Origin of the sequence: Polaromonas sp. CF318, from assembly GCF_000282655.1 — a bacterium.
GTDB lineage: Bacteria > Pseudomonadota > Gammaproteobacteria > Burkholderiales > Burkholderiaceae_C > Polaromonas.
This window is the reverse complement of sequence record NZ_AKIV01000061.1, coordinates 26,940-39,014: the sequence shown is the minus strand read 5'-3', so window position 1 is coordinate 39,014 and position 12,075 is coordinate 26,940. Positions and strand designations below refer to the sequence as shown.

Sequence of the window (12,075 nt, the reverse complement as noted above, 5' to 3'; positions counted from 1 at the left end):
GGGCAGGTTTAACCCCGCCATTGTGCGGGAAGCCGCGCGACCCTGCAGGGCCGGGGTCAAGCCGGTGCCGAAAAAGCCGGGCCTGGACCGGCCACGGCCCATGGGACGCGCGGCTTTGGTGCGCTTTGCGCAATCCCGAAGCCGGACGGGGCGCGTTTGCCGCGCGCGCCTACTGGATCATGCCGAGGAACTGCTTGAGCTCGGCGGTTTGCGGATTCGAGAACACCTCTTCGGGTGGCCCGATCTCGTGCACGCGGCCCTGGTGCATAAAGACCACGCGGTCGCAGACCTTGCGGGCGAAGTTCATCTCGTGCGTCACCATCAGCAGCGTCATGCCTTCGGCGGCCAGGCTTTCCACCACCTGCAGCACCTCGCCCACCAGTTCCGGATCCAACGCCGAGGTGATTTCATCGCATAGCAGCACAGAAGGCTGCATGGCCAGCGCCCGCGCGATCGCCACGCGCTGCTGCTGCCCGCCCGAGAGCTGGTCGGGCCAGGCGTCGAATTTCTCGGCCAGGCCCACGCGCTGCAGCAGCGCGCGCGCATGCTCGGCCGCGGGCGCGCCGGCCGTCTTCTTGACCAGCGTGGGCGCCAGCATGATGTTCTTGCCGACGGTCAGGTGAGGGAACAGGTTGAAGCTCTGGAAAATCATGCCCACGCGCTGGCGCAGCTCGCGCATGACCTGCGGGTTGTCGTGCAGCAGGTGTTTGCCGTCCACGCGCAGCGTGCCGCTCTGGAACACTTCCAGCCCGTTGATGCAGCGCAGCAGCGTGCTTTTGCCCGAACCGCTCTTGCCGATGATGGCGATCACTTCGCCGGCCTTGACCTCGAGGTCTATGCCTTTGAGCACCTCGTTGGCGCCGAAGCTCTTGCGCAGCTGGTTGATCTCGACCAGAGTCCTGTCGGCCGTTGCGGGGGATGGGGTGACGTTAACGTCCATTGCGGGCTTTCCTCTCAAGCTTGCGGGCATACAGGGACACGGGGAAACACAGCGCGAAATACATCAGCGCCACGCAGCTGTAGACCACAAAGGGTTTGAAGGTGGCGTTGGTGATCATGGTGCCGGCCTTGGTCAGCTCGATAAAACCGATCACCGAGGCCAGTGCCGTGCCCTTGATGACCTGCACCAGGAAACCTACGGTGGGCGGCACGGCGATGCGCACGGCCTGCGGCAGCACGATGTAGCGCAGCTGTTCGCCGAAATTGAGCGCCAGGCTTTGCGCGGCCTCCCACTGGCCCCTGGGAATCGCGTCGACGCAGCCGCGCCAGATTTCGGCCAGGTAGGCGCTGGTGTACAGCGTGAGCGCCACCCCGGCCGCCACCCAGGCCGGCACATTGATGCCGAAGAGCGCTAAACCGAAATAGGCCAGAAAGAGCTGCATCAGCAGCGGCGTACCCTGGAACAGCAGCACATAGCCGTCCAGCACGCGGCGCACGATGCGCGCGGCTTTTTGCGCGCCCGGCGCGGAGCGCGCGGCCGACAGCCGGCCCACCAGCAGCAGCGCACCGACCAGCCCGCCGCCTATGAAGGCGACCAGCGAGAGCACGACGGTCCAGCGCGCCGCGAGCAGCAGGTTGCGGAAGATGTCCCAGATTGAAAACTCAATCATGGCGATTCCTTTTGAACAGTGTTCATACCAGCAGGGGCCGCGGAACCGGCTCTGCCGGGCCGCAGGCGCAGCGCCCCCTCGGGGGGCAGAGAGCTACACGCAGTGAGCGAACGTGGGGGCTTCATTTCTAGCGGCCGAAGAGAAATTTCGGCCCGGCCCAATTGAGGAGCTTGCGTACCGCCACTGACAGCGCCAGGTAAATCAACGTGGCGACGATGAAGGCCTCAAAGGCCCGGAAGTTGCGGCCCTGGATCAGGTTAGCGGCGTAAGACAGTTCCTGTGTCGAGATCTGGCCGCAGACGGCCGAGCCCAGCATCACGATGATGATCTGGCTCACCATGGCGGGCCAGACTTTCTTGAGCGCAGGCGGCAGCACCACGCGGGTATAGATCTGCACGCGGTTGAGCGCCAGGCTTTCGGCCGCCTCGATCTGGCCGCGCGGCGTGGCTTCAACGCCGGCGCGAATGATCTCGGTGGCATAGGCCGCCAGGTTGATCACCATGGCCAGCACCGAGGCGACCTCGGGCGAGAGCTTGAAGCCCAGGGCCGGCAGGCCGAAAAAGATGAAGAACAGCTGCACGATAAAAGGCGTGTTGCGTATCAGCTCGACGTAAGTGCCCACCACCCAGCGCAGCCAGGTGGGGCCGCTGGCGCGCGCCCAGGCAAAGCCCATGCCCACAAAGACGCCGGCCACCGACGAGATCGCCGTCAGGCCCAGCGTCCAGACGACGCCGGTGGCCAGCAGCGGCCACTGCGACAGCACCGCCATGAAATCAAGCTCGACACGCATCTGATTCACTTCCTGTTGAGAGGGGCTGCCTGCAGGCCAGCAGCCGCAGCGGAACCGGCTTCGCCGGGCCGCAAGCGGCGCCCCCTGCAAGGGGGGAGGCGGTTACGCGAAGCGAACCGCAACGGGGGTGTGCAACTTATTGTGGAAGATCGCCGGCAGGACGACCCAGCCACTTGAGGGCCAGTTTGTCGAGGTCGCCGTTTTTCTTGGCTTCGGCAATCACTTCATTGACTTTGAGGCGCAGTTTGTCTTCACCCTTGGCCACGCCGATGAAGTTGGGGGAGTCTTTCAGCAGCAGCTTGTACTCGGTGTTGAGTTGCGGGTTCTTGGCGATCATGTTGCCGGCCACCGAGGCCCCCGTGGCGATCAGCTGCACCTGGCCGGCGGTGTAGGCCGACACGGTGGTGTTGTTGTCTTCAAAGCGCTTGATGTCCGCACCGGCGGGCGCGACCTTGCTCAGTTCCTGGTCCTCCAGGGCGGCGCGCGTGACGCTGATGGTTTTGCCGTTGAGGTCGGCAAAAGACTTCACGCTCATGCTCTTGGGGCCGAACACGGCCTGGAAGAAGGGGGTGTAGGCGGCGGTGAAGTCGATGACTTTTTCGCGCTCCGCGGTTTTGCCCAGCGTGGAAATCACCAGGTCGGCCTTTTTGGTTTGCAGGTAGGCGATGCGGTTGGCGCTGGTCACGGGAACCAGTTCCACCTTGACGCCGAGTTTTTGCGCGATGTAGCCGGCCATCTCGACATCCAGGCCCTGGGGCTTCAAGTCAGTGCCGACCATGCCGTAGGGCGGGAAGTCGGTCGGGATGGCGATCTTGATTTCCTTGGCTTTCATGATGTCGTCCAGCGCGGTTTGCGCATGGGCGCCGGTGGCGGCCAGCACCGCGGCTGCGGCGAGGGCGAAGGAAAAAACGCGTTTGCTGGACTTCATAGCAGGGCTCCAAGGTAGGTTGAGGAATCGTCAGAGGGTTTGGCCGATGCACGGCCGGTTTTGCGAACACGGGAAGGCGAGGAAGATGCCGGTTTGTTGCCTTGCGCATCCAGCGGGCTCAGCGCGCTGCGCAGCTGCGCCAGCGGATCGCCGGCGCCGGCCTGCAGCTTGAGCGCGGCCTGCACGCTGCCGATATGCGCCTGCATGAGCTTTTCGGCTTTCGCCAGGTCGCCTTTTTCGAGGGCCTGCACGATGAGCACATGCTCTTCGCAGGACTGCGCCGCGTCGTGCGAGGACTGGTACAGCATGGCGATCAGCGTGGTGCGCGCGGTGAAGTCGCGCAAGGTGTCGGCCAGCAGGCTGTTGCCCAGGCATTCGGCCAGGCAGACATGGAAGTCGCCGAGCAAAAAGCTGCGCAGGCCCACGTCGTCGCCCTTGATGGCGGCTTTTTCGCGGGTCAGGTGGCCCTTGAGCTGCTTGATGGCGGCCTTGCTCACGTCGGTGGTGCAGCGGATCAAGCCCATCTCGATCACGCGGCGCGCCTCGAAGGCCTCGCGCGCTTCTTCCTGGGAAGGCTCGATCACGTACCAGCCGCGCCGGCTGCTGACAGTGACGATGCCGCGCACCGCCAGCCGGGTCAGGGCCTCGCGGACGATGGTGCGGCTGCAGTCAAACAGCAGGGCCAGCTGCTGCTCGCCCAGGCGCGAGCCGGGGGCGAGCTTTTGCGCCATCACGGCTTCGATGATGCGGTTGCTGATGTCGGGGGCAGTGGCCATGGTGAAAATGTAGATGAGCTAGCGCAATATTGGTATACAAGATTGGTGTGTCTAATCGGGATTTTCTCGGGAGGGTGGTCCCCTCCCGGTCGCATGAATTTATTGCGGCAAATCGCCTGCGGGGCGCCCCAGCCATTTGAGCGAAATCTTGTCCAGGTCGCCGTTCTTTTTGGCCTCGGCAAGAATGCCGTTGACGGTCAGGCGGAGCGTGTCTTCCCCTTTGGGCACGCCGATAAAGTTGGGGCTCTCCTTGAGCAGCAGCTTGTACTCGGTGCGCAACTGCGGGCTCTTGCTCATGATGTTGCCGGCAACGGAAGCGCCCGTGGCGATGAGCTGCACCTGGCCGGCGGTGAAGGCGTTCACCGTCTTGAAGTTGTCGTCAAAGCGGCGGATATCGGTGCCCGCGGGCGCCAGCTTGTTGAGTTCCTCGTCCTCGACCGAGCCGCGCGTCACCCCAATGGTTTTTCCCGCCAGGTCCGTGAAGCTCTTGATGTTGAGTGTTCTTGGGCCAAAGACGGCCTGGAAGAAAGGCGAATACGCACCGGCGAAATCGATCTGCTTTTCGCGGTCCGGGTTTCTGCCCAGGGTGGCAATCACCAGCGATGCCTTTTTCGTCTGCAAGTAAGGAATGCGGTTGGCGCTGCTGACGGGAATCACATCGACAGCCACGCCCAGTTTGGCGCCAATGTAGTTGGCCATGTCGACGTCCAGGCCCTGGATCTTGAAGTCCGCCCCCATGGAGCCATAAGGCGGAAAGTCGGGCGGAACCGCGATGGTGATTTTTTTGTTCTTGAGGATGGTGTCCAGGGCGTTTTGCGCATGGACGCCAAAGCTCGACAGGAGTGAAAGAACCGTCAGGGTCAGCGAAAGCAGGAATTTACTTGAGGTCATGGCACGCTCCGTGGGTTGAAAAAGTCATACCGATTTGCGCCGATGCGACCTGAATCCTGAATCTTGCGTGCAAGTCTTGTGCCAATCTTCGGCCCAAAAAAGGGAGTCCAATTTCCGGCGCAAAAAGAAGGGCTGGCGGGCCTGCACGATTCCTGATGGACATATCTGGCTCAACCGTTGACCTTGTCAGCCTATACCTTCTTCTTATTTTTTGCGCCCGGCATTTACCCCTTTTTGCGGTGATTCTGTTGAATTTGTCACTATTTGGTATGCAAGATATGTGCACCTGTCTGGCGTGTCTGTGCACCGGCTTGCGGCTTTTCGAGTGGCTGGCCGCACCAGAAAGGGGATTGCCCCGGCGAGCCCTTAGTCCATCTTGGCGCCGGAGGCCTTGACGGCCCGGGCCCAGCGCGGCATCTCGGCGGCCAGGAATTGCGTGAACTCCTCGCTGCCCATAAAGGCCGGGTCGGCGCCCTGGGTCACCATGCGGTTGCGGATGTCCGGGTTGCTCATCACCTGCTTGAAGGCGTCGCTCAGTTTGGCGGTCACGTCCTTAGGGAGGCCGGCCGGTGCAAGAAAGCCGTAAAAACCCACGACCTCAAAGCCCTTGATGCCCGATTCGATGACCGTCGGGATATCCGGCAGGGCCGGGTTGCGCTCCTTGCTGGTCACGGCCAGGGCGCGCACCTTGCCCTGCTTGTGGTAGTTGGCGGCCTGTGGAATGGACTCGCCCATGAACTGCACCTGGCCGGCCATCAGGTCAGTGAAGGCCGGCGCGCTGCCGCGGTAGGGAATGTGAACCATAAAAAGCCCGGTGGCGTTCTTGAACATCTCGGGCACGAGGTGGCTGATGCCGCCATTGCCGGCCGAGCCGTAGTTGACCTGGCCGGGCCTGGCCTTGGTATAGGCGATGAACTCCTGGAGGTTGTTCACCGGCAGCTTGGGGTTGACCAGCAGGGCCAGCGGCTGCATGGCGGTGCGCGCGATGGGCGTGAAGTCTTTGAGCGTGCTGTAAGGCAGCTTGCTGTACAGCGCGGGGTTGATCACCATCACGCCGGTGTTGGCCAGCATCAGGGTGTAGCCGTCGGGCGCGGCCTTCATGACATCCTGCGCGCCCACGGTGCCGCCGGCGCCCGACTTGTAGTCGATCACGATGGGTTGGCCCAGCACCGCCTGCAGGCGCTCGGTCAGCAGGCGTGCATGCTGGTCCAGCGGGCCGCCGGCCGGAAAGCCTATGACGACGCGTATGGGCTTGTCGGGAAATGCCGCCACGGCCGAGGAGCAGGCGAGTGCGGCGACGGCCAGCAGCGTGAGCGCTTTGCGGGGCAAGGCGAGGATGCGATTCATAGAGTCTCCTGTTGGGGGTGTTTCCGCGTGTAAGCGACGCCTGGAGCACGCGGTGCCGTTTGATCATAGTGAGCACCGGTCGCTCAAGTGACAGTGTTTTATCGGGGGCTTCCCGGATGTGGGCGCCGCGGACTCGGGGTAGGCTGAAGCCCCCAAGTCAGCACTCGCCTGGAGCCCTTCTTGTCCCTTGAATCCGATACCGGCCAGGCCGTTCCCGCCACGACCTCGCACACCTTGCACCACCAGGTCTGGCCCAAGCGCCTGCCGCACAGCATCACGCCGCCGGCCACCTCCTTGTGGCACAACCTCGCGGTCAGCGCGCTGCGTTTTCCCGACAAGCCCGCGCTGGTGTTCTTCAAGCGCGTGCTCAGCTACGCCGAAGTCATGCGCCAGGCTGAGCGCCTGGCCGCCACGCTGCACAGCCTGGGCGTGCGCAGCGGCGACCGCGTGCTGCTCGACATGCAGAACTGCCCGCAGTGGGTGGTTGCGCACTTTGCCATCCTGCGCGCCAATGCGGTGGTGGTGCCGGTGAACCCCATGAACCGGGCCGAGGAGCTCAAGCACTACATCACCGATCCCGACGTGAAAGTCGCCATCACGGCGGCCGACCTGGCGGCCGAACTCGCCAGGGCCAGTGCGCAGCTGGCGCCCGGCGAGCGGCTGTCGCACATGGTGGTCACGCATTACAGCGACGCCTTCGATATCGCGGGGGAAGGCGAGGGGGATGCGGCCATGCCGCCGGCCTGGCGCGAATGGCTGGGCACGCGCCATGCGCTGCCGGTGCTGGAAGGCGGCAGCGTGATGGACTGGGCCGACGCGACCTCGGGCAAAACGCTGGAGGCCGGAGAATTGCCGCCGCACACCGCCACGCCGCAGGACCTGGCCGTGCTGCCCTACACCAGCGGCACCACCGGCCTGCCCAAGGGCTGCATGCACACCCATGCCAGCATCATGCACAACGCGGTGGCCAGCTGTTTGTGGGGCGGCAGCACTTTTGAAAACGTGACGCTGTCCGTGGTGCCCATGTTCCATATCACCGGCATGGTGTCGGTGATGCACGCGTCCATTTACGGCAGCGCGACGCTGGTCATCATGCCGCGCTGGGACCGCGAGCTGGCCGGGCGGTTGATCTCGCGCTGGCGCGTGACGCACTGGACCAACATCCCCACCATGGTGATAGACCTGCTGGCCAGCCCCAATTTCGCCGGGTTCGATCTCAGCAGTCTCGTCTACATCGGCGGCGGCGGCGCGGCCATGCCGCAGGCCGTGGCGCAGCGCCTGTGGGAGCTGTACGGCCTGCGCTTTGCCGAAGGCTACGGCCTTACGGAAACCGCCGCGCCCTCGCACAGCAATCCCTATGACGCCACCAAGCAGCAATGCCTGGGCGTGCCCTTCATGAGCTGCGACGCTAGGGTGATAGACCCGATCACGCTCAAGGAAATGCCTCAGGGCGAGCAGGGCGAAATCATCATGAGCGGGCCGCAGGTGTTCCAGGGCTACTGGAAACGCCCCGACGCGACGGAGCAGGCTTTTATCGAACTCGACGGCAAGCGCTTTTTTCGCTCCGGCGACCTGGGCCGCATGGACGAGCAGGGCTACTTCTTCATCACCGACCGGCTCAAGCGCATGATCAACGCCTCGGGCTTCAAGGTCTGGCCAGCGGAGGTGGAGGCCTTGATGTTCAAGCACCCGGCCATCCAGGAGGCCTGCATCATCTCGACCCGCGACGCCTACCGCGGCGAAACCGTCAAGGCCGTGGTGGTGCTGCGACCCGCCGCCAAGGGCAATACCAGCGAGGAAGACATCATCAGCTGGTGCCGGGATAACATGGCGGCTTACAAATACCCGCGCGTGGTGCAGTTTGTCGATGCGCTGCCCAAGAGCGGCTCGGGCAAGGTCATGTGGCGCGCGTTGCAGGAAGCCGAGCAGCGCGGGCCTTGAACCTCCCGGGCGCCGCGCCCTGTTTTCTGGAGAGCCTGTTTGAAAATCACCTCGGTCAAGCCCTTCATCCTGCACGTGCCCGTGACGGGTTCCCAGATCGCCGACAGCACACACACCATCTCGCACTGGGGCGTGGTCGGCGCGCAGATAGACACCGACACGGGGCTGAGCGGCTATGGGTTTACCGGTACCCACGCACACCTGCCCAGCGACCAGCTGATCACGCGCTGCATAGAAACTTGCCATGCGCCGCTGCTGGTCGGTGAGGACGCGCTGGACACCAACCGCCTGTGGCTCAAGCTCGCGCGTAACCCGGCCCTGCAGTGGGTGGGGCGCGCCGGCATCACCACGCTGTCGCAGGCGGCCATCGACATCGCGCTGTGGGATCTGAAGGCCAAAGCGGCGGGCGTGCCCCTGTGGAAGCTGCTGGGCGGCCAGGTGCGCGACAAGGTACGCGCCTATAACACCGACATCGGCTGGCTCAGCATCCCCGACGAGCAACTGGTGGCCGGCGCAAAGCGCGCGGTGGACGAGGGCTTTACCGGCATCAAGGTCAAGATTGGCTCCAGCGTGGACCGTGACCTGAAGCGTCTGGAAGCCGTGCGCCGCGCCATAGGCCCGTCCATCACCCTGGCGACCGACGGCAACGGCAAATGGGATCTGCCCACCTGCCAGCGCTTTTGCCGCGCCGCCGAAGCGTTTGACCTGTACTGGATTGAAGAGCCGCTCTGGTACGACGACGTGAAGGGCCACGCGCAACTCGCGCGCGGCACCCGCATTCCCGTCGCGCTGGGGGAGCAGCTCTACACGCACGACGCGTTTGCCGAGTTCTTTCACCAGGAAGCGATTCATTGGGTGCAACCCGACGTGACACGCATGGGCGGCATCACTGAAGTGCTGAGGGTGTGCGACACCGCGCACTCCTTCCGCTTGCCGGTGGCGCCGCATGCGGGCGATATGAGCCAGGTCCATGTGCACCTGAACCACGCGCACCCGGCCTGCGCGGTGCTGGAATACATCCCCTGGATCAAGGACTGCTTCCTCGAGCCGGCCCAGGTGGTGGACGGCCACTTCAGCCTGCCGCAGCAGCCGGGCGCCAGCACCACGCCGACAGAATCGGCCTGGGCGAAGTTCCGCCAGGCCACGGCCTGAGCACCGCCCCAGCCATGGCCAAGCCCACCCCGCCGCCGCAAGACTTTGATGACAAGCCGCTGTCCGGCTGGCGGCTGCGGCTTTACACCATCATCTTCGAGGCTGACACGCGCGCGGGCCGGCTGTTCGACAAGGCGCTGATCGCCCTGATCCTGGTCAGCGTCGCGGTGGTGATGGCCGACAGCGTGCAGTCCGTGCATGCCGCGCACGGGAAGCTGTTCTCGGTGGTCGAATGGATCTTCACGCTGCTGTTCACCGCCGAGTACCTCGCGCGCCTGGCCTGCGTGCGCAAACCGCTGCAGTACGCGACCAGCTTTTTTGGCATCATCGACCTGGTCGCGGTGCTGCCGACCTATCTGGCGCTGTTCTTTCCCGAGCTGCACGCCCTTATCGACGTGCGGGTGCTGCGGCTGCTGCGCGTGTTCCGCATCTTCAAGCTCGCGGCCTATGTGGCCGAGTACCAGTCGCTGGGCCGGGCGCTGGCCGCCAGCGGGCGCAAGATCCTGGTCTTCCTGTCGGCCGTGGTGATGATGGTGCTGGTCATGGGCACAGTGATGTATGTGGTCGAAGGGCCGTCCAACGGCTTCACCAGCATCCCGACCTCGGTCTACTGGGCCATCAGCACCGTCACCACCGTGGGCTTCGGCGACATCACACCCAAGACCGACCTGGGCCGGCTGATCTCGTCTTTCATGATGCTGCTGGGCTGGGGCATACTGGCCGTGCCCACCGGCATCGTCACGGCCGAAATGGCGGCCGAGAGGCGCCTGCAGCACCTGGCCTTGCCGACCACACGCAGCTGCCATGAATGCCTGACCGAAGGCCACTTGCCTGAAGCGGATTTCTGCTTTCACTGCGGCGCCAGGCTGCCGCCTTACCAGCACCAGGATGCGAAGGCCGAGGCCTCGCCGACCGCCTAGTTTTTATTCGCCGGCCGTCAGCCGCCGCGGCGTGATTTCCACCGAACCCAGCGCCGTGCTCATCCAGACCGTGCCGTCCTGCACCGTCACTTGCAGCTGCATGCTGCGTTCGGCGAGTTTGGCCAGTGCCTGGCTTTCGGCCGCGTCGATTTGCCAGACCACCAGGTTGGCGGCGCGCGTGAGTTTGGTTTCAATGTTCTTCCACCAGACCGGCGTGCTGCTGGCAAAGCTGTAGACGCTGACGCGCCCGGCCCGGCCCGCGGCTTTCATCAGGCGCTTGTCGTCGGGCTGGCCCACGTCTATCCAGTGCAGGATCTGCTCGGTGTAGTCCTTGTGCCAGAGCGCGGCCTCATCCACGTCCCACAAGTCCTTGGCGAATTCGAGGTTGCCGTTCTTGTCGTCGGCCGGCACATTGAGTGCGAAGGCCAGCAGGCGGATCATCATGCGCTCGTCGGCCTCCGAGGGGTGGCGCGCGATCGTCACGCTGTGGTCGGCGTAGATGTTGCGGTCCATGTCGGACAGGGCCAATTGGGCTTTGTAGATGGTGGCTTTGAGTGCCATAAGGGTGTGCTTCTTTATCTCGGGTCTGGACGGGAACTAACCCTCTATTGGAACAGAGCGGCGGCCGGTAACCCTGGCCGAGCGGGATTTAAGCGGTCTGGCTATAGTGGCCCGACCATGCAATTGTCCGTCCTCGACCAGTCCGTCGCCGTCACCGGCCGCACGGAAGACGCCTCCATCCGTGAAACCCTGACCCTGGCCCGCCATTGCGAGGCGCTGGGCTACCGCCGCTTCTGGGTCAGCGAGCACCACAGCCACCCGACCATCGTCGGCTCCGCGCCCGAGGTGCTGATGGCCGCAATCGCCGCGACCACCAGCCGCATACGCGTGGGCAGCGCCGGCGTCATGCTGCCGCACTATGCGGCCCTCAAGGTGGCCGAGCAGTTCCGCGTGCTTGAAGCCATTGCGCCGGGCCGCATAGACCTGGGCGTGGGCCGGGCGCCGGGCTCGGACATGCGCACGGCGCGGCTGCTCAGCAGCGACCCGCGCCAGTCGGCCGACAACTTTCCGATCCAGGTGCGCGAGCTGCAGGCCTGGCTGGCCGGCGTCGACCTGCCCGAAGGCCACCCGGGCCGCGGCGTGACGGCCAACCCCATGGGCCCGAGCGCACCCGAGATGTGGATGCTGGGCAGTTCCGACTACGGCGCGCAACTGGCGGCGCATTACGGCCTGCCTTATGCGTTCGCTTACTTCATCACCGACGGCCAGGGCGCCGGGCAGGCGCTGGATCTCTACCGTGCCAACTACCGGCCCAGCCCGCGCCATCCCGCGCCGCAGGCCGTGCTCTGCGTCTGGGCGCTGGCGGCCGATACCGAAGCTGAGGCCTGGCACCATTTTTCGGGTCGCGAACGCTGGAAGATAGACCGCAACCGCGGCGCGCTCGCGGCCCTGCCGTCACCCGAAGAGGTGGCGCTGCGCCCCTACACGCCGGCCGAACAGATGGAGGCCGACAAGCTCAGGGCCAACGCGTTTGTCGGCAGCGGCCCGCAGGTTGCCGCCAAACTGCGGGCCCTGGCTAATACACTGGAGGTTGAGGAATTGGTGGTGATCACCTGGGCCCATGACCCGGCCGCCCGCCGCCGCTCCTACGAACTGCTGGCCCGTGAGTTTTTCTAAAACGCAGGCCGTGAACAAGAAATGATTGAGACAAGGAAACAAG

12 protein-coding genes are annotated in these 12,075 nt (G+C 64.5%); 4 read left to right on the top strand and 8 right to left on the bottom strand.

Annotated features, from left to right (window positions below; genetic code table 11):
• Window positions 1-169 precede the first annotated feature (169 nt).
• The 7 genes from PMI15_RS11200 to PMI15_RS11170 all read right to left on the bottom strand — a co-directional run bounded on the left by PMI15_RS11200 (window position 170) and on the right by PMI15_RS11170 (window position 6,342).
• Window positions 170-940 carry an amino acid ABC transporter ATP-binding protein gene (locus PMI15_RS11200; RefSeq protein ID WP_007868392.1) on the bottom strand — a complete coding sequence of 257 codons (771 nt, stop codon included), beginning with the start codon at window positions 938-940 and terminating at the stop codon, window positions 170-172.
• Window positions 930-1,610, bottom strand: a complete 681-nt coding sequence (locus tag PMI15_RS11195) for an amino acid ABC transporter permease (RefSeq protein ID WP_007868390.1) — start codon at window positions 1,608-1,610, stop codon at window positions 930-932. Before PMI15_RS11195 ends, PMI15_RS11200 begins: the two co-directional genes overlap by 11 nt.
• Before the next feature lie 127 nt (window positions 1,611-1,737).
• On the bottom strand, window positions 1,738-2,400 hold the full coding sequence (locus PMI15_RS11190) for an amino acid ABC transporter permease (RefSeq protein ID WP_007868387.1): 663 nt from the start codon (window positions 2,398-2,400) through the stop codon (window positions 1,738-1,740).
• Window positions 2,401-2,536: 136 nt separating this feature from the next.
• Window positions 2,537-3,328, bottom strand: a complete 792-nt coding sequence (locus PMI15_RS11185; protein ID WP_007868385.1) for a transporter substrate-binding domain-containing protein — start codon at window positions 3,326-3,328, stop codon at window positions 2,537-2,539.
• On the bottom strand, window positions 3,325-4,104 hold the full coding sequence (locus PMI15_RS11180; protein WP_007868384.1) for a GntR family transcriptional regulator: 780 nt from the start codon (window positions 4,102-4,104) through the stop codon (window positions 3,325-3,327). The genes PMI15_RS11185 and PMI15_RS11180 overlap by 4 nt, the downstream gene beginning before the upstream one ends.
• Window positions 4,105-4,203: 99 nt before the next feature.
• Window positions 4,204-4,995, bottom strand: coding sequence for a transporter substrate-binding domain-containing protein (locus PMI15_RS11175; protein WP_007868381.1), 792 nt, complete (start codon window positions 4,993-4,995; stop codon window positions 4,204-4,206).
• 366 nt (window positions 4,996-5,361) lie between these two features.
• A complete protein-coding gene (locus PMI15_RS11170; RefSeq protein ID WP_007868380.1) occupies window positions 5,362-6,342 on the bottom strand; it encodes a tripartite tricarboxylate transporter substrate binding protein in 981 nt (326 codons plus the stop codon).
• A 180-nt stretch (window positions 6,343-6,522) separates the two neighbouring features.
• Between PMI15_RS11170 and PMI15_RS11165 the strand changes: the two genes are divergently transcribed.
• Genes PMI15_RS11165 through PMI15_RS11155 form a run of 3 tightly spaced genes read left to right on the top strand, consistent with a single transcriptional unit; the run spans window position 6,523 to window position 10,355 of the window.
• Entirely contained in the window at window positions 6,523-8,283 is a 1,761-nt protein-coding gene (locus PMI15_RS11165) for a long-chain fatty acid--CoA ligase (RefSeq protein ID WP_007868377.1), read from the top strand.
• 39 nt (window positions 8,284-8,322) lie between these two features.
• Window positions 8,323-9,435, top strand: a complete 1,113-nt coding sequence (locus tag PMI15_RS11160) for a mandelate racemase/muconate lactonizing enzyme family protein (RefSeq protein ID WP_007868374.1) — start codon at window positions 8,323-8,325, stop codon at window positions 9,433-9,435.
• 14 nt (window positions 9,436-9,449) lie between these two features.
• The gene (locus PMI15_RS11155; protein ID WP_007868370.1) at window positions 9,450-10,355 is read left to right on the top strand and encodes an ion transporter; all 906 of its coding nucleotides are present in this window, start codon (window positions 9,450-9,452) and stop codon (window positions 10,353-10,355) included.
• Window positions 10,356-10,358: 3 nt separating this feature from the next.
• Here the strand turns inward: PMI15_RS11155 and PMI15_RS11150 are convergent, their stop codons facing one another.
• On the bottom strand, window positions 10,359-10,916 hold the full coding sequence (locus PMI15_RS11150; RefSeq protein WP_007868366.1) for a YaeQ family protein: 558 nt from the start codon (window positions 10,914-10,916) through the stop codon (window positions 10,359-10,361).
• Window positions 10,917-11,033: 117 nt separating this feature from the next.
• On the opposite strand from PMI15_RS11150, the gene PMI15_RS11145 reads away from it, so the two are divergent.
• Window positions 11,034-12,032, top strand: a complete 999-nt coding sequence (locus PMI15_RS11145; RefSeq protein ID WP_007868363.1) for an LLM class flavin-dependent oxidoreductase — start codon at window positions 11,034-11,036, stop codon at window positions 12,030-12,032.
• Window positions 12,033-12,075 lie beyond the last annotated feature (43 nt).